Annotated in this window: 19 protein-coding genes; 10 read left to right on the forward strand and 9 right to left on the reverse strand. The window is 51.6% G+C overall.

Annotated elements, in window-relative coordinates; genetic code table 11:
- The coding region (locus tag PsWM33_RS00115) for a pseudouridine synthase (protein WP_063298789.1) at positions 1-1,825 on the reverse strand (1,825 nt) is incomplete at its 3' end.
- Between the two features lie 611 nt (positions 1,826-2,436).
- Here PsWM33_RS00115 and PsWM33_RS00120 point away from each other — a divergent pair.
- Positions 2,437-2,868, forward strand: a complete 432-nt coding sequence (locus PsWM33_RS00120; protein ID WP_063298790.1) for a nucleoside deaminase — start codon at positions 2,437-2,439, stop codon at positions 2,866-2,868.
- 65 nt (positions 2,869-2,933) lie between these two features.
- Positions 2,934-4,247, forward strand: coding sequence for a tetratricopeptide repeat protein (locus PsWM33_RS00125; protein WP_063298791.1), 1,314 nt, complete (start codon positions 2,934-2,936; stop codon positions 4,245-4,247).
- A 22-nt stretch (positions 4,248-4,269) separates the two neighbouring features.
- On the opposite strand, the gene yddG is transcribed toward PsWM33_RS00125, so the two are convergent.
- Positions 4,270-5,160, reverse strand: coding sequence for an aromatic amino acid exporter YddG (gene yddG / locus PsWM33_RS00130; RefSeq protein ID WP_063298792.1), 891 nt, complete (start codon positions 5,158-5,160; stop codon positions 4,270-4,272).
- Positions 5,161-5,368: 208 nt separating this feature from the next.
- Between yddG and PsWM33_RS00135 the strand changes: the two genes are divergently transcribed.
- A complete protein-coding gene (locus PsWM33_RS00135) occupies positions 5,369-6,118 on the forward strand; it encodes a helix-turn-helix domain-containing protein (protein WP_153039876.1) in 750 nt (249 codons plus the stop codon).
- Between the two features lie 172 nt (positions 6,119-6,290).
- Positions 6,291-7,400, forward strand: a complete 1,110-nt coding sequence (locus PsWM33_RS00140) for a PLP-dependent cysteine synthase family protein (protein WP_206598962.1) — start codon at positions 6,291-6,293, stop codon at positions 7,398-7,400.
- An 88-nt stretch (positions 7,401-7,488) separates the two neighbouring features.
- Here PsWM33_RS00140 and PsWM33_RS00145 read toward each other — a convergent pair whose 3' ends face one another.
- A complete protein-coding gene (locus PsWM33_RS00145; protein WP_208991738.1) occupies positions 7,489-7,809 on the reverse strand; it encodes a VOC family protein in 321 nt (106 codons plus the stop codon).
- A gap of 673 nt (positions 7,810-8,482) precedes the next feature.
- Positions 8,483-8,875, reverse strand: a complete 393-nt coding sequence (locus PsWM33_RS00150) for a DUF302 domain-containing protein (protein WP_063295483.1) — start codon at positions 8,873-8,875, stop codon at positions 8,483-8,485.
- Positions 8,876-9,386: 511 nt separating this feature from the next.
- On the opposite strand from PsWM33_RS00150, the gene PsWM33_RS00155 reads away from it, so the two are divergent.
- Positions 9,387-9,815: a Fur family transcriptional regulator gene (locus tag PsWM33_RS00155; protein WP_063298794.1), complete on the forward strand. Its 429-nt coding sequence runs from the start codon at positions 9,387-9,389 to the stop codon at positions 9,813-9,815.
- A gap of 94 nt (positions 9,816-9,909) precedes the next feature.
- On the opposite strand, the gene PsWM33_RS00160 is transcribed toward PsWM33_RS00155, so the two are convergent.
- Genes PsWM33_RS00160 through PsWM33_RS00170 form a run of 3 tightly spaced genes read right to left on the reverse strand, consistent with a single transcriptional unit; the run spans position 9,910 to position 13,879 of the window.
- The gene (locus tag PsWM33_RS00160; protein ID WP_063295485.1) at positions 9,910-12,204 is read right to left on the reverse strand and encodes an FdhF/YdeP family oxidoreductase; all 2,295 of its coding nucleotides are present in this window, start codon (positions 12,202-12,204) and stop codon (positions 9,910-9,912) included.
- 46 nt (positions 12,205-12,250) lie between these two features.
- A complete protein-coding gene (gene fdhD / locus PsWM33_RS00165) occupies positions 12,251-13,003 on the reverse strand; it encodes a formate dehydrogenase accessory sulfurtransferase FdhD (RefSeq protein ID WP_063298860.1) in 753 nt (250 codons plus the stop codon).
- A 30-nt stretch (positions 13,004-13,033) separates the two neighbouring features.
- Positions 13,034-13,879, reverse strand: a complete 846-nt coding sequence (locus PsWM33_RS00170; protein WP_063298795.1) for a patatin-like phospholipase family protein — start codon at positions 13,877-13,879, stop codon at positions 13,034-13,036.
- Between the two features lie 215 nt (positions 13,880-14,094).
- On the opposite strand from PsWM33_RS00170, the gene PsWM33_RS00175 reads away from it, so the two are divergent.
- Complete coding sequence (locus PsWM33_RS00175) at positions 14,095-14,862, forward strand: helix-turn-helix transcriptional regulator (RefSeq protein WP_208994316.1); 768 nt, start codon at positions 14,095-14,097, stop codon at positions 14,860-14,862.
- A 329-nt stretch (positions 14,863-15,191) separates the two neighbouring features.
- Here PsWM33_RS00175 and purD read toward each other — a convergent pair whose 3' ends face one another.
- Positions 15,192-16,472, reverse strand: a complete 1,281-nt coding sequence (purD, locus tag PsWM33_RS00180) for a phosphoribosylamine--glycine ligase (RefSeq protein ID WP_063298796.1) — start codon at positions 16,470-16,472, stop codon at positions 15,192-15,194.
- Between the two features lie 120 nt (positions 16,473-16,592).
- Between purD and PsWM33_RS00185 the strand changes: the two genes are divergently transcribed.
- Complete coding sequence (locus tag PsWM33_RS00185; protein ID WP_063295488.1) at positions 16,593-17,081, forward strand: hypothetical protein; 489 nt, start codon at positions 16,593-16,595, stop codon at positions 17,079-17,081.
- Between the two features lie 70 nt (positions 17,082-17,151).
- Positions 17,152-18,096 carry a 4-hydroxybenzoate octaprenyltransferase gene (ubiA, locus tag PsWM33_RS00190; RefSeq protein ID WP_063298797.1) on the forward strand — a complete coding sequence of 315 codons (945 nt, stop codon included), beginning with the start codon at positions 17,152-17,154 and terminating at the stop codon, positions 18,094-18,096.
- Positions 18,097-18,204: 108 nt separating this feature from the next.
- Here the strand turns inward: ubiA and PsWM33_RS00195 are convergent, their stop codons facing one another.
- Positions 18,205-18,804 carry a DUF6101 family protein gene (locus PsWM33_RS00195; protein ID WP_063298798.1) on the reverse strand — a complete coding sequence of 200 codons (600 nt, stop codon included), beginning with the start codon at positions 18,802-18,804 and terminating at the stop codon, positions 18,205-18,207.
- 317 nt (positions 18,805-19,121) lie between these two features.
- On the opposite strand from PsWM33_RS00195, the gene PsWM33_RS00200 reads away from it, so the two are divergent.
- Positions 19,122-20,465: a TldD/PmbA family protein gene (locus PsWM33_RS00200; protein ID WP_063298799.1), complete on the forward strand. Its 1,344-nt coding sequence runs from the start codon at positions 19,122-19,124 to the stop codon at positions 20,463-20,465.
- Complete coding sequence (locus PsWM33_RS00205) at positions 20,452-21,246, forward strand: 3'(2'),5'-bisphosphate nucleotidase CysQ (protein WP_063298800.1); 795 nt, start codon at positions 20,452-20,454, stop codon at positions 21,244-21,246. Before PsWM33_RS00200 ends, PsWM33_RS00205 begins: the two co-directional genes overlap by 14 nt.
- Positions 21,247-21,248 lie beyond the last annotated feature (2 nt).

The following is a 21,248-nucleotide window of genomic DNA, read 5'->3' on the forward strand; positions in this document are numbered from 1 at the left end:
GCTTACCGCCGTCACGGCCACCTTCACGAGGGCCTTTGCTGAAGCCAGGCTTACCGCCATCACGGCCACCTTCACGAGGGCCTTTGCTGAAGCCGCGCTTTTCGCCATCACGGCCACCTTCGCGAGGACCTTTGCTAAAGCCACGCTTTTCGCCGTCACGACCGCCTTCGCGCTTATCGCCACGTGGTCCCTTATTGAAACCACCACGCTTTTCATCAGAAGGCGCATCATCGCGGGAGCGACGGTTGGAGAAGCGGCGCTCACCCGGTGTTGGACCGGTATCGCCAGAATAACGCGCATTGTCTGCAGGGTTAAAGTCACCACCGCGACCACCGTCACGTTTTGGAGCATCTGCCTCAGCTGAACGTTTTGTGCCACCATGAGCCAGATCGAAGTCACCACGTTTGGTGCGGGTGCCAAAACGACGCTCTTCCGGCTTACGCTTCGCAGCGGTTCTGCCTTCGTCCTCGTCAAAACTTGGAGTGTATGTATCTACGCTGCCGTCTGCGCTGAACACGCGGCGCGGCTTGCTGTAACCACCACGCTCGTTGCTGCCAAAGCGGGAAGGTCCAGCCTGACGGTCACGATCACCGAATGATTTGCGGTCGCCGCGGTCACGATCACCAAATGGCTTGCGGTCGCCACGGTCACGATCACGGTCGCCGAATGACTTACGCTCACCACGGTCACGATCGCCAAAGGATTTACGCTCACCACGGTCTTCAGAAGGCTTACGGTCACCAAAGGTTGGTTTCACACCAACGCGCTTACGGTCACCAAACGGGTTCTGCTCAGAGCGTTCACCACCACTATCTTTCTGGTCGCTGCCATGGCGCAGTGGCTTACTCTTGTTCTTAGCAAGAACAGCAGCAGCATCTTTTGCGCTGATCCAGCCACCACCGGCACCACCGGAAGATTTCTTTCTCTTCTTCAGTTCGGCTTGTTTGCTGGTCCGGGTATCCATCTGGTTGACGATAGGGGCGTCAAAGTCCAGGTCAGCTTCAGTAACAAGGCGCTCGCCCAGCTGGTCTTGAAGCACACGGCCACGGATTTCCTGCAGTTCACTGTCACCAAGGTCGCCCAGCTGGAACGGACCAAAGGAAATGCGGATCAAGCGGTTCACGGAAAGATCAAGGTGCTCAAGAATCCGCTTAACTTCGCGGTTCTTGCCTTCACGCAGGCCAATGGTCAGCCAAACGTTGTCGCCTTTTTCAGTGTCCAGTGTCGCTTCAATAGCGCCATAAAGAACACCGTCAATGGCAACACCGTCTTTCAGGGCATCCAGCTGCTCTTGAGTCACCTTGCCGTAGGCGCGCACGCGGTAGCGGCGCAGCCAGCCAGTTGCAGGCAACTCAATCACGCGGGAAAGGCCACCATCATTGGTCAGCAGCAGCAAACCTTCGGTGTTGATGTCCAGGCGGCCAACAGTCACAACGCGTGGCATGTCAGCAGGCAGGATGTCAAAAACAGTTTTACGACCCTCAGGGTCTTTATTCGTGGTTACCGTGCCACGTGGTTTGTGGAACAGCCAGAGGCGCGTCCGCTCACGGGTTGGCAGAGGTTTGCCATCAACGACAACCTTGTCTTTTTGGGTAACGGTAAAAGCTGGTGTTTCCAGCACGGTGCCGTTGACGCTGACACGGCCAGCTTCAATCCATGTTTCTGCATCACGGCGAGAGCACAGACCAGCACGTGCCATTGCCTTGGCAATACGTTCGCCTGCAACGGTGACTGTCTGATTTGGTTTTTTGTCGCCGGAGGATTTTTTGGTCTGCTCGCCAGATTTGCGGGGGGAGCTAGATGGTTTTTTACCGCTGTTTTTCATTGGCTCTTGCCCGGCGAACCGGGGCCTTTAACTTTCTACACTCTGATCAGATACACTGGATGAGCTCGCATAGGCGTCACCGCCTTGGCTGCCCAGCAGTCTGCCAGATGCCACACAATATTCGAATGTCGTTAGAGCGCGTTCCGTTTGATTGGATCCAATCAAACGAGAAGAATTCGCTCACCAAAGATGTCAGAGCACGATGCGTGAATGCTAATGAACGCGACGTGCTCTAGAGTGCATTCCGTTTGATTGCAGAGAACCAGACGATAAGAATTCACTCATAATAAGAAAACGGAGCGCGACGCGTGGATGCATTCAAAACGCGGGCGTGCTCTGCTCCGGTCATAACCTAAGAGGCGCCAGTTGGCAAAGGGGCAAAAGCAGACTCTCGAATTTTTTTCTGATTTTGTTGGCTCAGACTCACCTAACACTTTCATAAATGATGACAGCTTGAGTGATCTGGACATTTGCGCTTTGCATAGGGCTGGCGCTTGTTAAACCGCTTTATCTCTTGTTTTTGCGTGTCTTTATCCAAAACCTGCTTCCACTTTTTAGCAATACGCACTAGCTTGGCCCCCATGAAGACGCCCACATTGAACTCTACTTTTATGGATCTGGCATTGGAGGAAGCGCGCGCAGCAGAAATGCGCGGCGAAGTCCCCATTGGCTGTGTTGTTGTAAAAGATGGAAGTGTCTTATCCTCTGCGGGCAACCGCACATTGGAGCTGAATGACCCCACCGCCCACGCAGAAGTGCTGGCCATTCGCGAAGCCGGAAAGCAGCTCAGCTCCCAGCGGTTGGAAGGCTGTGACCTCTACGTCACGCTGGAACCATGCCCAATGTGTGCCGCGGCCATCTCCTTCGCTCGCATCCGCAGGCTCTATTATGGGGCAGGGGATGCCAAAGGCGGCGGCGTAGACCACGGCGTCCGCTTCTACTCCTCCCCAACCTGCCACCACACCCCCGACGTCTACTCCGGCCTCGCCGAAACAGATTCCGCCGCCATGCTGAAGACGTTCTTTCAGGGGAAGCGGGATTGAGGTGTTGGGGCGCTTAAACTGAGAAATGTTTTGATCTGCCAATTGAAGAGTTGAGAATTAGAAATATGCGATTTCGTTATCTAAAAATTGCAATGCGAGTTTGGCTCCTTGCTATCGGATGCATCTACTCTTCTTTGGCGTTTGCCAGCGATTTTGAAGCCATTTTGGATTTAGCAAAAGCAGGTGATGCTAAAGCGCAGCTGAGACTTGGCAACATTTATGTAAATGGTGAGGGAGTCCAAAAGGACGATGCTGAAGCACTAAAGTGGTATCGTTTGGCCGCTGCTCAAGACAACGCAGGTGCGCAGTATAACTTGGGTGCTATGTACAATTATGGACAAGGTGTGCTGCAAGATTATAGACAAGCGATTGAATGGTATCGACTAGCTGCCAAACAAGACTATCCTTTTGCACTGATCAATCTTGGTAACCTGTATGAAGCCGGTCAAGGTGTGCCGTTAGATTATGGTGAGGCAATAAAATGGTACCGCCTAGCGGCTGACGCAGGCGAGGCACTAGCCCAGTACAACTTAGGAATTATGTACTATTCGGGAAAAGGTGTCTCACAGGATCTAGCATTAGCAAAAGAGTTTTGGTCTCTAGCAGCGGAACAAGGAGATACTGTTGCGCAATACAATCTTGGGATGCTTTACGATTATGGTAAGGGGGTATCTGAGGACGATAAAGAAGCGATCAAATGGTACATTCTTGCTGCTAACAAGGGGTATGCTGAAGCGCAAGTGAACCTTGGCGCGATGTATGACCATGGTGAAGGTGTGCCACAAAGTGACGCCGAAGCTATAAAATGGTGGCGTCTTGCTGCTGAGCAAGGGAATATGAATGCCCAGTTTGCCCTTGGCAATAAGTATCTGTCTGGCAAGGGGGAGGCTAAAGATTATGCTAAAGCGATTGATTGGTTTCGTCTTTCGGCAGATCAAGGTTTTGCAGAAGCGCAATTTCATGTTGGCATGATGTATGATAACGGGAATGGCGTGCTTAAAGATCATTCCAAAGCAAACGAATGGTACCTGCTTGCAGCTGACCAAGGCCATAGCGAAGCGCTTTTCAATTTGGGGAACTCATTTTCTGATGGCGAAGGTGTCTCTCAAAGTGATGCAAAAGCAAAAAAAATGTGGTTGCTTGCTGCGGAGCGCGGCCATGCAAAAGCTCAAAATAATCTCGGTACTTTGTTTGTTGCAGGAGAAGTAGTGCCGCAGGATTTTCAGCGCGCTTATGTGTGGTACCTAATCGCGGCAGAAGGCGAGAGCGATGCAGCTTTGCAAAATATGAACAAAATAGCGCAACACCTCACGTTGCAGGAGTTTAATGAGGCAAAGCAAGAAGCTTCAGAGTTCCTCGCCAAGATGAAAAATCAGTGAGGCTTCTGCCTCACTGTTACTCCTAAGCCACTCTCTTCGCCGCGATCAAGGACCCGCCTGCAATCGCCAGTGCTGCGATTACGATGTTAGCGGCAAGGGTGCCTTCGCCAAACACGATCAGCAGAAGCGTTGAGATCAAAGGCGCACCGTAGGCGAGGACGCCGAGCAGTTGTACGTTGCCGTGCTTCACGCCAAAGTCCCACGTGTAAAAGGCAATGCCCACTGGTCCCAACCCCAGGCCAATCACAGCGATAATTTGGGTGAGGTCCTGAGGGACAGCTGTGGTCTCCCAGAGGAAATGCGCGAGCCAGCCAAACACGGCAGTTAAAGCACAATAGCCGATCACCGCATCGGAAGAGGTGGTCTTGATCAGTCGGCTCAAAACAGAATAGCTGGACCAGATCAACGCACAACCCGCCGCCGCCACATAGCCAACAACGTACTCCCACTGCAGATTGCCTGCAGAATTGTCCCAGCCAAGCAAAACCCAATACCCAGCAAGAGCGACAAGAGCGCCGCCAACATGCCACCTTGTAATGGTTTCTCCCGGCAACAGGGCAGAGAACAATACAATGAGCAGCGGCCAGATGTAGGCGATCAGTCCCGCTTCAACAGCAGGCGCATTCTGCAAAGCAACAAAGTACAGCGCATGGAAACCAAACAATCCGCCAACACCAAGCAACCAGCCGGACAGAGGCAGCTTGAAGGCAGAACGCACATTAGCCTTTCCCGTCAACAGCTTGCCGGAGAGTGTGAGTGTCGCTACCGTAAACGTCATGGCCAGCAGCTGGAACGGCGGAAACTGATCACCGGTCAGCTTGGTCAGCACAGCAAGCGTGCCCCACAAAACAATGGAGATACTCCCGATGGAAGTCGCAGCGCTGACCTTGCCAGCTGTTTGGTTCTGTAGCATTTAAAATTCCGCTTGAAGACTGAGGCCATCACATCGCTGGAGGTTCCAACGAAACCGACCAGATCCTGCCTCATTTCCTGCATATTAGAATTAGGCAAAACAGGAAATAGATTTTCTTTTTGAGATTTTCGAAAAACCGCGGTATCCCTGAGCAAGCAGTCCTCTTAAACAAGCTTTTGGACCAAGAGTGGAGATCTGGAACGAAGTCATGCCCTATCAAGCTGTCATCCGTGAATATGACCGGCTGGAACTCGGACACCACCACGCGTTCGCGCAGGCTGTTGTTCCGTTAAAGGGCGAAATGCAGATTGAAATTGGCGGCCACTTCAAGCAACTGACAGTCGGTTCCGTCGGCCTCATAGCGCCAGAAACCCTGCACGACAGCGAAACCACCTCCGGCAGCCGCTTCCTGATCATCGATGTCAGCGACAGAGCGGCCATCTCTCAGTTCTTCCGCAACGCAAACGACAGCCATCAGGAGCTCTCACCGCTCGCACTGAAGTACCTCAACTTCGTCGCCTCGCTCACGGATACGTTTGAAGTAGATGCAAACGGCGCTGCCTCCATCCTGAACACAGCCCTTGAACTGGCAACAGGCCGAACCACAGATTTCATCGACCAAAACGCAATCACACAGCGATTGCAGAGCGTAAAAGAGCAGCTGCCCACTCACAACAAGATCTCGGATATCGCGAAAGAGGGCGGCTATTCAGTCAGCAGCCTGCAAAAGAAACTCAAAGCCTCCTACGGCAAATCCCCAAAACAACTCCAGCTGGAGATGCGTCTGGACAAAGCACTGGCCCTGCTCAGATCAACAGACCAATCCATCGCAACCATCGCCTTCCAGATTGGCTATGAGAACGCCTCATCCTTCACCAACCTCTTCAAAAAACACTTCGGCCTGACACCCTCTGACTACAGAGCCCAGTACCGTGCTTCCATGACGAGCCACGGCTAAATTCGTGCAGCTGTGAGTTCTTTCTGAAACTCTCTCATTTTCATCAGCGGCTTTACTCTCTGTTTCATACGGCAACGATCAGCCCATGCCATTAGTCGTGCAGCCGATATAATCGGGCAGAAGAGGTGCGTCACAAGCAGGGCACCGTGGTAAAGGTAGATCAGGTGGTTCCATGCTGGAGTTTAACAGCCACACCAATCACAGAAACCCCTCAGGCAGAGCATGGGCGCTGCAGGCGATCCAGAACATTGAGGCGGACTACAATCGCTCGGCTGACACGCACCTGATCAAACTAAACATTCCCAAACTCACAAGGGCTGGGATTGATCTTTACCTGAAAGACGAAAGCACCCACCCAAGCGGAAGTCTCAAACACAGGTTGGCACGCTCGCTCTTCTTATATGGCATCTGCAACGGCTGGATCCGGGAAGGGACACCAATTGTAGAATCCTCTTCAGGCTCAACGGCGATCTCAGAAGCGTATTTTGCACGGCTGATCGGAAATCCTTTCGTCGCAATCGCTCCCAAGGCAACTGCAACAGGCAAGATAAGAGAGATCGAAGCGCTGGGCGGTGAGGTGCATTTGGTTGAGCCCTATCAGATCTATAAGGAAGCGGCGCGACTGGCGAAAGAACTGGGCGGCCATTATGTGGACCAATTCACCTATGCGGAGCGCGCAACCGATTGGCGCGGTAACAACAATATCGCGCAAAGCCTGTTCTCCCAAATGGAACTGGAACGCTTCCCGGCACCCAAATGGATAGTCATGAGTGCTGGAACAGGCGGGACAACGGCAACCCTTGGTCGATACATCCGGCTCCATACTGAGGACTACTCCAAAACACAGCTCTGTGTGGTGGATCCTGAAAATTCGGTGTTTCATGAGTATTACCGAAACAGAGACAAAAGCATCGTCAGGAACAGACCCTCGCTGATTGAGGGGATCGGCAGACCGAGAGTAGAACCATCCTTCATGCCGGATGTCATAGACAGAATGATCGACATACCAGATGCGGCGAGTATCGCGACAATCAGATGGCTGGAAGGCGTGATCCTGCGCAAGTGCGGCGGCTCAACAGGCACAAACCTGTATGGAGCTCTCGCATTGGCCAAGGAGATGATGGAAAACGACCAGGAAGGCTCCATCGTCACTCTCATCTGCGACAGCGGAGAGCGGTATCTGGACACCCTTTACAATGACGATTGGGTGGCCAGTAAAAATCTGGATCTCTTACCCTACATGCACAAGCTCATCGACTTCGCCGAAATAGACAGCATTTAGCGTGCTTGTCAGGTAGGACAGTCTGTTCCAACTGGTCACAGACTGTGTGGGTCTCGAACCGACGACAATATGGTTGCCGTCTGCACCATCAAGGCAGATCATAGAAACCTAATGCATTGCCAGAAGGATCGGCAAACTCCGAATATGTAACGACCTCTGGTATTTCGACTGCTTCACCAGTGTCGATATTCAACTCAGATCGTACTTTTTGAGCAGCTGCCATCTCCTCCACTAGAAAGCGAAGGATGGTGCCACTTGATTGTGCGTCATCCGCTTCAAAGATTTGAAGCCAAACTCCCGGCGCAACCTTGAACTCCACGATGCCGGGAACTGGTCTGATTACTTCAGTGTCTGGGCCAAGAAAGTTCGTATACCACGCCTCTGCTTCTGCCAAGGAAGGCACAGGCACGCCAATAGTCACCTGTTGAAATGGCTCTGCCGAGACAATACTCGCGAAAGCCAACGAGGCAACACAGACCAATGCGAACCTGCGAGATTATATTTTGCAGCGAATTAAACGACATAATTTTTCCTTTATGACTTAAATATAATAACTATACTTTATGTACATAAAGCCATTTGTCAACATCACCTCTTTTGGCCCCGGAATATTGAGAGTGTCACGGTCTCAAGCATGTTCCCCTTTTTGGGAAGGAAGAGGGGATGCAATCTTTAGAGATGTCGTGATGGCTGAAAAGTGTAATCCTGCGCAAATGTGGCGGCTCAACAGGTGCAAACCTTTATGGAGCTCTGGCATTGGCCAAAAAGATGATGGAATGCGATCAGGGAGGCTCCGTCCTCATTTGCGACGGAGATGAGCGTCATCTGAACATCCATTAGGAAGATGATTGGGGGAGATGGTATTGGCATCCTAAACTACAAGCAGGCTTAGTTCGGGTAAGCTGGAGCTGGTTCTTGCCAGTTTGCTTTGGAGAAACACCAGTCGGTTCTGATTGTGTTCGCTATCAGCAATCACTGAGTCAACAAGTACCTATAGGTTCGACGTAGATGGCCATTTTTACATATCCAGGGTCGTTCTACAGACCCTGGAATAGACTGAAGTTTTTGACGTGAAGTCTCGACTATTTGGCAGCTTTGGAGGTCAGCTTCGCTAACACACCGCGCATTTTTTCGATTACCGGAGACTTATCGACATTATCCAGATCCTTCATTGTTTCCTTCGGATCTTCATAAGCCAACCAGACCTGCCCCTCGGAATCCTCATAGACCTGCACTTTGAGTGGCAGGAATAGACCTGCCCGTGGATCGATCTCCATCGCAGGTGTGCCAAGAGCCGGATTACCGAAAATCAGCAACTGGTTCGCTGGAATGGACATGCCAACTTTTTCGGCTCCCGCTGCATGATCAACACGAGCAAATATTGTTGCCCCTGCCTTTTGAGCAGTAGCCTCCAGTGCGTCCATAGTCTCTTGCACTGCCTTGTTGGTGTTGACCTTGATAATATCTTGAGCCATGGCGGGATACAAACTTCCAAGTATTAGAGCTGAGGCCAGAAACAAACTACGCAAATCATTATCCTTCTTGTGAAACTAATTCGACTTGGGGGACATAAAGTTAAATGCAACAGAAGCCCAACATAAACTCCAAGCTGAAGAAATAGAGCCTTTCCCCTACCGGAGTTTATTTATTTAACTATGGAAATATTCTGACTACATATAAATTATTTTCACATGATCGTGTTTTATGGCTGGAAGCTACGGGATGAGGCTTACAGCCACCTAGTAAATTTTATTCGAGTAGCGGCATCATCTAAACGAATTGTCTCAGTCCTTGATGGGACCGCCAAGCGAGGGATTATGATCGTTCGTCCCTCGACGCTACTTGTTGAATTTGAAGTTTTGATTTCTAGTTGCGAATGCTTCTTAATTGCAATAAGTTTGTTTCTAGTGAAACTCAGCTCGAAGACTTCGACTGTTGAGGACGTAATAAGCCCGACTTTGCGCAGACCATCAAGGAAGGCATCTTATGTCGACAAATACAGCTGCAGATACCTCAATCGACTTACCTACTAAATTTCGAAGTGCTGGATTGCGTTTCACAAAGCAAAGGTGCCTCATTGCAGAGCATTTATTTTCTGGTGGCCATCGGCATATAGATGCTGCCATGCTGTATGCAGAGCTTCTCGCAAACGGCAAGCACCTGTCTCTTGCCACAATCTACAATGCACTACGCGATTTTGAGCAGCATAATCTCATCCGGCGCATTGCAGTCTCTGCAGATAAGGTGTGGTATGACACGGATATTGGCGATCATCGCCATTTCTATGTTCCCACTGAAAATCGCATCATGGATTGTCCTGATCAGAAGCTATCACTCGCAAAGTTTGCCGATCCCCCAGAAGGCTATAAGGTGACGAGCATCGACATAGTTGTACACCTGGCACCCAAAAATTAAAGCTGGTGCTAGCAAACTCCGATGTCAGGCAGTTTCTTTCAAGATGAAATCACTCCTCCACCCGACATCTCGTGCCTCTCTCAAAACAGCGAAATCAAGAACGCCTGCGAGACTTAGACAGTGACACGGGAATAGCCTTGCTAGTCGGGGTGCCGGATTGGTCGCCTACGGAGTAAACTGGTACGAGGACATTCACCTCCGGGAAGTATGAGGCGATGCAGCCCTGTGGCATGTCATAGGGCACCACCTGAAAATCGAGGGCACGCCGATTGCGTCCATCTTCGCTCACCGTCCCGATATCAACCTTTTCCCCCTTGGAAACGCCCGCTCGTCGCATGTCGATCGGGTTCATGAACACCACTTTGCGTCCACCAGAGATTCCTCGGTAACGGTCGTTGAGTGTGTAAACGGTGGTATTGAACTGATCGTTGGAGCGCAGGCTCTGTAAGGTGAACGTGAGTTTGGGGGCTCTGGAAGTTTGCTGTGCTGAAGTCGCAAGTGGAAGAGAGTAGCCGGAGAACTCCGCTTTGCCGGACTTTGTTGCCCATCTGCGATCAGCAATTGGGTTACTCAGATAAAATCCGCCTGGGGTACGCACCTGACCATTAAATCCGGCAAACTCAGGCAGCACTTCCTCAATCTTTTCCCGAATGCGATCGTAATTCTCAATGTAATGCGTCCAGTTGACCACCTTGTTGCCAACGGTCGCTCTGGCCAGTCCGGCAATAATCGCAGGTTCTGACATCAAAAGATCAGAGGCTGGCGGATTTACTCCAGTAGATCCATGGATTCTGGAGAGTGAATCCTCCACAGTGACCATCTGCTCACCAGAACGCTGGTCGTCGTATTCAGTGCGGCCCAGGCTAGGCAGAATATAGGAGAGGGCACCTGTCATCAGATGACTGCGGTTCAGCTTGGTTGCTATGCTCACCGTCAGGCGACATTTGCGTATGGCTTCTTCTGTCAGGTTTGTGTCCGGCGCAGAGCGGGTAAAATTGCCTCCAAGGCTCATAAAGACCCGCAGCTTGCCCTCATTCATCATCTTGATGGATTCAACAGCATCAACACCGGCATCCATCGGCGGTTCAAACTCAAAGGCTTGCTGCAAAGAGGTGAGAAATTCCTCAGAAGGGTCAGAGGTAATGCCCATACGGCGAATACCCTGCGTGTTCGCATGGCCCGGCATAGGGCAAGCTCCAGCCCCCCGCTTGCCAACGTTTCCGCGAATAAACAGCAGGTTCATCATCTCGCGGATTGTTGCAACAGAGTGTTTGTGCTGGCTGATCCCTGTGCCCCACGTGATGATCGGGCGATCTGCCTGCACATAAATCGCAGCTGCTCTTTCAATCTCGTCGCGGGAGAGGCCAGACTGGTCTTCAATCTCTTTCCAAGGCGTCAGTTCAAGCGCTTTCTCATAGCTCTCAAACCCGTTGCAGTTCTCTTCAATAAACACCCGGTCAATATGGCTATGGGTGAGTATGCGCTCATAGTCCCACGCCAGAATGGTCTTCACCATGCCGCGTACAGCCGCCATGTCACCGCCCAGCTTCGGGGTGAAGAAATGGCTCGCAACAGGTGCGGAACCAAACCGCATCATCTCCAACTGGTTCTTGGGGTCTGCGTAGCGCTCCAGTCCGCGCTCTTTAAGCGGGTTAAAGGAGATCACATGTGCGCCGCGCTGGGTGGCTGCACGTAACACCGGCAACATACGCGGGTCAGTCGAGCCCGGATTGTGGCCAAAAACAAAGATGGCATCCGCTTTGGAGAAGTCTTCCAGACGAACAGTGGCTAAACGGCTGCCTATCGCTTCTTCAAGCGCAATTCCGCTGGCTTCGTGGCACATGTTGGAGCTGGACGGGAAGTTGGTGGAGCCATAAACACGCCCAAACAACTGGTAAAGGAAGGCGGCCTCGTTGCTCGCATGACCGGAGGTGTAAAACACGACCTCTTTGGGATCTTTGATGCCCCGCAGTTCTGCACCAATCTCCTTGAAAGCTTCAGCCCAACTGATCTCGTTATAGCGGTCCGTTATTCTGTTATAGCGCAGCGGCGCTGTCAGACGACCCTGATCCTCAAGGTCAATGTCGGAAAAAGTCTGCAGTTCAGAAACCGTGTATTCCTGAAAGAAAGAGTCTGTAACCCTCTTATCTGTCATCTCGGTGGCCACGGCTTTGACGCCGTTTTCACAAAACTCGATGGACGAGGTCTTTTCAGGGTCAACCCACGCACAGCCAGGACCAATAAAACCTTCAGGCTGGTTGGTTTTCAAAACTGTCTGGATTCCTGAAGTAAGCGACGTGTTTTGCAACAGAGCCTGACCACAGCTCCACACGGCACCCCAGCCACCAGCGGGAGCTGTTGATTTCTTTGCAATAATAGTGTCGGACACGCCGGACTCCTCAGGCTCTTAAAACGCCCACGAACTTGATGAGTCGCTAGCTGTAGCGTGTGAAGCTGTATCCACGGTTGCAACTAAACAGATTTAAACAATTCTCTTGTGCTAGCTTGACAGCCAGATCGCTGGGCGTTGCCATCACGGCAAGCGTTCCCACTCGGGCACTGACGGCTTTTTGCACCAGATCAGAGCTGCACCGGCTCGTTGTGATGACCAGATCAACCGGTTCACCACTGCGCACACCAGCACCAAGCGCTTTGTCCATGGCGTTATGTCGGCCAATATCTTCACGCACCGCCAGTAGTTTATCACCACAACACACCGCAGCCGCATGCAAGCCGCCGCCATAAATGCCATTGAGCGTTTGCTTGGATTGCATCGCTTCAAACATCGCCCCAATGCTCTCGGTTTTTGGAGCAGGTTGCTGGGCAAGCGGGGTGAGGGCGCGTAAGGCGGCACGAATGCTATCAAGACCGCACAGGCCACAGCCAGACGTTCCGGTCAGCAGGCGCTTGCGCTTCAAAGCGGTGAAGAACAACTCATCTTCAATATCCAGATTGACGCTGATGCCTTCCTCGCCGTGTTCATTCAGGTTGATCGAGTGCACATCACTGATGGAGGATACAATCGACTCGCTGATAGCGAAGCCAACGGCAAAGTCTTCCAGATCTCTGGGCGTGGCCATAAACACAGCAAAGCCTTCTCCATTCAGCGTCACCGCAACCGGGACTTCTGGAGGAAGTTTTCTGCCTTCAGCAATCGGTGTCTGCCACTCAGGGTCCAGAATAGACAACCCAGACTCCACTTCTTTCTATTCTTCTTATCAAGAGATTAGGTAGTTCTCGATCTTTTGGTCAAGTTCAACCTTTACCTCATCACGAAGCCCGGCGCTATCCTCCAATATTTCTCGCGCCTTCAAAAAATCAAGCACTTGATATTGTTTAATGTTTGGGAAGATTGAAAGATCAGGTGCGCGTATCTTCAACTTTTCCTGAGAAATGGTCTGCATGAGGATCTGGGTCGCCCCAAACACGCTTTCAGTTGCACTGGGAAAATCGCGTTTTTTACTTCTTTTGGGCGTGCCGACTACATCCACCGCAATCACCATGTCACAATCGCTCGGTAGTGCATCAAAAGGCAGCGGGTTTACGACACCGCCATCAATGAGAACGGTATCGTTTAGGTGCACAGGCCGGAAGACAAACGGAATAGCGATACTGGCTGAGACCGCATCCACCAGATTACCTTCTGAAAACCGCACTTCCTCTGCCTTGTAGTAATCCGCGGCAATTGCTTGAAACGGGATGGAAAGCTCAGAGAAGTCGGTTTTGAGCACATCCCCCACAAAGACTTCCAGCACACGTTTGGAATCAAACTGACCAATGCTGGACTTACCACCAAGCAGGTCTGCAAAGCGCTTGGGCATGCTCACTTCAACCAACTTGCTAAGCACCTTCTTCCACTCACCAAGTGTCTCAAGAGTATACGCCTCAAGCTCGTCTCCGCTCACGCCACCTGCATATCCTGCACCAATCAAAGCGCCGATGGAGGTACCGGTTATGGCATGAGGTGTGATGCCCATGTCATCAAGAGCTTGTAAAACCGGGATATGGGAGAGACCACGGGCGCCTCCGCCACCAAGGGCAAGGCCAATCTTGGGAGTGCTCATTGAAAGCCTGATCCTTTAATAACTCTCATTAAAAATATAGGTGCTCTCGCTTGCTTTCCAATTGAAAACCGAGAGAAATACCGTGATAATCACGAATGACGAACCTAGATAAACAATAGATGGGCACTGGGGCAAACATATCAATTGATTTGGTGGCAGTTAAGCACACAGCTTGGCTGGTTGATATGAAGCAAGGCTCCAATCTTGCGGTGTAAATGATGAACTATTCCATGGGTTATCCGGCAGGCTTTGATCGAAACCTACTGCAATTTTCTCAAGACCTATGGAACTGTTCGTCCCTGCAAAGCCGCTGGGAAGAACTTACCAGTTTTGCTGAAAAGCTGGGGTTTGAAAAGGGCGCCTACATCATCGTTCCCAAAATCGAAGGCCGTGTAGAAGACCGGCAGCCGATTTGCTTGTCAAATCACGCAGATGATTGGGTCGATCATTACAACAGCCATCATTACTACTTCAAAGATCCCGGTATGGATCACCTGCTCAGCGGCAAGAAAGCGGATCAGCTCTGGACGGATTACACCGTCAGACCAACTGGGAAGATTGATGAAGACTTCTTCCATGATGTCCGCTCAGCGGGGTTGAAGTTTGGGGTGACCATCCCGGTGGACTGCTCCAACAAGCATTTGGTCGGCGGTGCCAGCTTTGCCTCCTGTGAACGGACACAGCTCGGCTTTGATGCACAGATGACGGCAAAGTATCCGATCCTGAAAGGTGCGGTGCAACTTTTCCATACCTACGCGCAAGAACCTGAAACCCTGAGTGAGTTTTTCGGGTTCACGCCGAGGGAGCATGAATGTCTGCTGTGGTTGACGGCGGGGAGGGCAAATAAAGAGATTGCCCACATCCTGGATCTCTCAGAGAAAACCGTAGAACATCACATCAAACGGGCCTGCAAAAAGCTGCGAGTGACGAACCGTACGCATGCCGTTGCTCGTGCTATGACCTTTCAGTTGCTTTCGCCCTAGGTCGTCGCAACTTTAAGGGGTAAGGGAAAATCCCCCATTGTTATGAGTTGTGCATTTATGCATAATCAAAATTGCTAGAGGTTGCACTTTAGCTCCTGCATGGCAACTTTTCGCCTCGTGCAGTTGTTTGTGGTAGTTTATCAATTTGATCTGTTGGTTGGGCACAGGCTGTCGTTGTCCAACTGAAAGTGTAGATAAATTTAACTCCTCCGAAGCTTGCTTCGGAGGTTTTTTTTGGCAATGACATCAGTCGGCACAAAAAAGTCGGAAAAAAAGAGCGGCTCGAAAAGCCGCTCTCTGTAAACTCAGGTTATTAGGTAAAGAACCGCTTAGTCCTGCTGCTCACGCTCAACAGCGCGCCAGCCGATATCTTTGCGGTAGAACCCACCCGGCCAGTCGATGTTCTCAACGGCCGCATATGCTTTTTCACGCGCTTGAGAAACAGTCGCCGCCCGTGCTGTGATGTTCAGAACACGCCCGCCATTTGACAGCAATTTGTCATCAGCAGAAACCGTACCCGCATGGAAAATCTCCACGTCCGGGTCAGCTGCAGCTTCAGTCAGGCCTTTAATCTCGCTCAGTTTCTCATAGGAACCCGGATAGCCCTTGGTTGCCATCACAACAGTGATCGCAGGATCTGTGTGCCATTCCGCATCTACCAGATCCAGTGTCCCCTCAGCGCAGCCAAGCAGAATCGGCAACAGATCGGTCTTGAGGCGCATCATCAGAACCTGACATTCCGGGTCGCCAAAGCGCACGTTATACTCAATCAGCTTCGGACCGTCCTTGGTGATCATCAGACCCGCATAAAGCACGCCTTTGAACGGGCAACCTTGCGCTTTCATGTCTGCAATGGTTGGGTGAATGATTTCTCTCATCACCCGGTCCATCATCTCCTCGGTCATCACAGGGGCAGGGGAGTAAGCACCCATGCCGCCGGTGTTCGGACCTTCATCGCCATCGAAGGCTCGTTTATGATCCTGTGCTGTCGCCAGCGGGAGAGCATTCTTACCGTCTGAAAGAACAAAGAAGCTGGCTTCTTCACCTTCAAGAAACTCTTCAACAACCACTTCTGCACCAGCATCACCGAAGGCACCGTCAAAGCAGCTGTCGACTGCATCGATCGCTTCCTGCTCGTTCATGGCCATGATGACGCCCTTGCCAGCAGCAAGGCCATCTGCTTTCACCACGATCGGAGCGCCCTGCTCACGAATGTAGGACTTGGCAGCCTCGGCATTGTCAAATCGGCCATAAGCAGCGGTTGGCACGTTTGCGCGGGAGCACATGTCCTTGGTGAAGCCTTTTGACCCTTCCAGCTGAGCAGCAGCAGAAGAAGGACCAAACACACGCAGACCAGCATGGGTAAGACTGTCAGACAGGCCATCAACCAGTGGAGCTTCCGGGCCGATTACAACAAAATTGATGTCGTGGAGGCGGCAGAACTCGATAACACTGCGATGATCAGTCGGGTCCAGTGCAATACACTTGGCAAATTGCTCGATGCCTGCATTGCCCGGGGCAACAAACAGTTCGTTCAGCACCGGAGATTTCGCCAGAGACCATGCCAGCGCATGTTCACGCCCGCCAGAACCGATCAGCAGAATATTCATTGAAGTAGACCCTGAAAATAAGAAGGGAACAGGTTCCCCAGTTGTGCGTCTAGGATGTGATGCAGCCTGTAGCATGAGTATGGCTCACAGTAAACGAACAACAGCTCTGGAGAGACCAAAATGCCCCGTCCATCAGTCGAACTGTTGCTGGTTACACCACTGTTTATGAATGAATTCTTCGAGCTGCTGGCAAAATGGGGAGAGCAAGACACCCTTTCAGAGCCGGTTCGTTCGCTGGAAGAAACTGCCCGCAGGTTGCTGGTAGACCCAAGTGCAGGGCAGGCATGGTTGATCAGGAGCACGGGAAAAAGCCTCGGGTTTGTGCTCGTAAGCTATCGGTATAGCGTACGGGCCGGCGGCAAAGTCGGGTTCATTGAGCAAGTAGCGCTCGCTCCAATGGAAGGGATTGAGCGACTGTTACCTCCTGTGCTGCAAGCATTGGAGGATGATCTGGCACAAAAGTCTGTCGTTAAAATGGAAGTTTCGCTGAAGAGACCGGAGCGAAAGACCAGAAAACAGTTCTTCGAGGAATTTGGCTTCTTGACGCAAAGTGTTGATCTGTTGGAAAAGACAATTCACTACGAAGAGGAATTTCCTCTCAGCTTTTAGAGCCAAATTGGATCTGGCTGCAAAAATGCAAGAGAATGCAGACAGACTCTAAGAATACGGTGAGGTGGCAATGTTCAATACCAAAGACACTGGTCCAGTTGCAGATGCAGTAAAGCGTCATTGGGTTGATACGCGCTTGCCACCAGGCCTTCGTCCCTTTGCCCGTCTTGCAAGGTGGGAGCGGCCAATCGGCTGGTACCTGCTTATGTGGCCGTGTTTGTGGTCGTTAGCCCTTGCATCCAATGCGGCAGGAGCTGCCATTCCAAACATTTGGTACGCAGTGCTGATGTTTATCGGCGCAGTGGCAATGCGTGGGGCAGGGTGCACCTACAACGACATCGTCGATAAAGATATTGACGATAAAGTCGAACGCACACGCTCTCGCCCAATCCCCTCTGGTCAGGTTTCCAGCAAGCAAGCCAAAATCTTTATGGCGTTGCAGGCGCTCGCCGGGTTGGTGGTATTGCTGCAGTTCAACACCTTCACCATAGTCCTGGGCATATCCTCTCTGGCAATTGTTGCCGCCTACCCATTCATGAAACGCATCACCGACTGGCCACAGTTCGTGCTTGGTCTGGCGTTTTCTTGGGGGGCACTGATGGGATGGGCAGCTGTATTTGGCAGCCTGTCACTGGCGCCAGTTCTGTTGTATTGCGGGGGTATCCTCTGGACAATCGGCTACGACACCATCTACGCCCACCAGGATAAAGAGGACGATGCTTTGGTCGGCGTACGCTCAACAGCGCGGTTGTTTGGTGAAAAAACCCGTCAGGCTCTGGTCATTCTTTATGGCGCAACAGTTGTTCTGTTTGCAGGCGCCTTCATTGCTGCAGGCAGTGGCCCACTTGCATTTGCCGGATTGGCGCTTGGTGCGTTTCACCTGCTGAACCAGATCCGTGTATTGGACATTGACGATGGCGACCAGTGCCTTCAGCTCTTCAAGTCCAATTCAACCTTCGGCTTGATCCTGTTTATCGGATTGGTGCTGGACGGCCTCGCGACCTATTACCTTTAGAGCGTATTCCTGAAAAGTGGTTTCGGTTTTCAGATAAAAACACACGTGAAAATAAAGGCTTAGAGCCTGTTATGTGAATGCAAATGAACACAACAGGCTCTAAGAGTCTTAGCGCCGCAAAGATGTGAAACGGCGGGAGCTGGCGAAAATCTTCTGCAGACGTGTTGGCTTGCCTGTTTCGCGGCCAACAAGAAAACGCGGGCGCCGCCCAGTCAGCGCTCGAAGCTTTCTGCGTGGCAGCGCCTCACCTTTAGAACAAGTGTTAAGTCCAAGACGGGCCAACTTTGAGGTGCCATCGCTATCAATCATGAGCAGAGGCAGTGCCAAAATATCTGACCAGGCTTCCCAGTAATCAGCCGTCAGCTCCATATCTGTGCTGGTGTAAAGCGGAATGCTCAAGGCATGATCGCGATGCAGTAAAATGACCTGATACTCAAGCTCATCACTAATCTCATTGACTGTCGCTCTGGCACCAACACCAGAGTAAGACCCAAGCGGAACCGTTAAGGTCAGCGGAAGACCACCCATCTCACGGCGTATAAGCACCTTGTCTGGATCAATGCGAATATCGGATCTGTTAACGCCCGGTGTTTCAAGAAGATCATCTGGGAGGTCCGCTTGCATACGAAACGGCAGCGAGACACTCACACGATTAATGTGGTTGTCGTTGCTCGCAAGGCCCAAAAACTGCGATTTGTAGTTGATCACGGAACTGCCCCTCCCTCCACAGGTGTGGAGGTTTCAATTCATCTTCTTTTCAAACTAGAGGAAAATTACAGGGTAGAATCTGCGTAAGTTCTTAACTCGAATGGTTAAAAAACTCTGTTTTTAAAGAGGCTTAGCGAACCTCTTCCGAATTTGATAAAATTCTAACTATCTTTAAGTGGGCTCATTTATGCGCCAAGCCTTGCTCGGCAAGTTGCTGCAATTTCTGCGTACAGCCCCGCGATTATTAGCAGGTGTGCTTGCTCTTAAGACAGGCACGCCCTAAACACGAAGAGCAAGATAACAGGAGGTCCATGCGAATGTCTGACGCAATTGCCAATTCAAAGCTTGAAGAGCAGGCAGTGAGCTTGGTGGAAGCTGCAAAAGCAGCCGGCGCCGATGCAGCAGACGCAATCGCAGTTACGGGCATGTCACTGTCTGTTTCCGTGCGCGAAGGCAAGGTTGAAAACACCGACCGCGCAGAAGGCAACGACGTTACACTCCGCGTATTTGTCGGCAAGCAGGTTGCCAGCATTTCTTCCAATGCAAGTGACGATCCTGCTGAGCTTGCAGCCCGTGCCGTTGAAATGGCGAAGGTCACACCGGAAGATCCATACGCAGGCCTTGCTGAACCTGAGCGTCTCCTGAAAGACATCCCTCAGCTGGACCTGATAGATCCGCGTGAGGTGAATGCAGAGGAACTGACCAGAACAGCACTTGATGCTGAAGCTGCGGCTCTCGCAGTTGAGGGCGTCTCCAAATCAGGCGGTGCTGGCGCAAGCTGGGGGCTTTCTGGCATTGTGCTGGCGACAAGCCACGGTTTTGTTGGAGCATATCAGCGTTCCCGCTCAGGCTTTTCCATGACAGCCATTGCTGGCGAAGGCACTGGCATGGAGCGTGATTACGAATTCGATTCCCGCACCTATTGGGATGATCTGATGTCTGCGGAAGAAGTGGGCCGGATTGCAGCAGAGCGCACCGTGCGCCGCCTCAATCCACGCCAGCTGGAAACCCGTAAAGCACCGGTGGTTTATGAACCACGCACAGCGCGCTCCCTGCTTGGTCACTTTGCAGGCGCGATCAACGGAGCTGCCATCGCCCGTGGAACCAGCTTCCTGAAAGATAAAATGGGGCAACAGGTCTTCGGTAAAGGCATCACCATCTCCGATGATCCGTTTAAGGCGCGCGGTGGCGGGACTGCTCCATTTGATGCAGAAGGCACTGGAGCTGAATACCTTAATATGATCGAGGACGGTATTCTGGGTCATTGGTTCCTTGACGGATACGCAGCGCGTGAGCTTGGCCTGACCTCAAATGGCCGAGCACGCCGGTCTGGGTCCTCCACCTCCCCAAGCGCAACCAACCTGACGCTTCAGGCGGGTGAGAAAACACCGGAAGAAATCTTAAGAGATATCGGCGAAGGTTTGCTGGTAACGGATTTGATTGGTCACGGTGCAAACGGTGTAACAGGTGACTACTCCCGAGGAGCCTCTGGCTACTGGGTGGAAAATGGCGAAATCGCCTATCCAGTGAGCGAAATCACCATTGCAGGGAACCTCAAGGACATGTTCCTGAACCTGACACCGGCATCTGACCTGGACGAACGATATGCAGTGGCCACGCCAACAGTGGTTATCGAAGGACTGACGATTGCCGGAAGCTAACAAACATAGTCTGCAGGAAGATTTGGAGCTGCTGGTTTCAGCAGCCCTGGAGGGCGGCAAGATCGCCCTTTCTTATTTTGGGAACTCACCAAAAAACTGGACCAAAGAAGGTGACTCGCCGGTGTCTGTCGCTGACATCGAAGTCGATCAGTTTCTGGCCTCCAAACTGCGTGAAGCTCGCCCCGACTACGGTTGGCTTTCGGAAGAAACGGAAGACGATCTCGTCCGTAAAGACTATGAGACAGTTTTTATCATCGACCCTATTGATGGAACACGTGCGTTTTTGAATGGGCGCGATGAGTGGTGCTTGTCGCTGGCAGTGGTCAAAAATGGTCGCCCTACAGCTGGCGTAATTTTTTGCCCGGTGCGTGATGAGCTTTACACCTCCGTAGAGGGAGGAGGCAGCTATCTCAATCAGGAAAAGATTGCGGTTTCAGACCGCCCGTCCGTCACCGGCGCCTACATCGCAGGCCCAGTCAGTTTCCTTGAAAAAGAAGGTGTAAAGAGTGAGCAGATTCGGTTCAGTCCGTATCTGGGCTCACTTGCCTACCGTTTTGCACTGGTTGCCTGTGGGAAATTGGATGCAGGTCTGGCGCGTGCAAGAGCCCGCGATTGGGACCTTGCCGCAGCGGATTTAATCATCAGTGAAGCTGGCGGCCAGTTAGTAGACTTGTCTGGATCGACCCTCTACTACAATAAAACTAGAACAAATCACCCCGGACTAGTAGCATCTTCTGCCAAATTGTTTAAAAGGCTTCAGGGAATATCCGTAGAGGATTAATC

Origin of the sequence: Pseudovibrio sp. WM33, assembly GCF_001623165.1 — a bacterium.
Classification (GTDB): Bacteria; Pseudomonadota; Alphaproteobacteria; order Rhizobiales; family Stappiaceae; genus Pseudovibrio.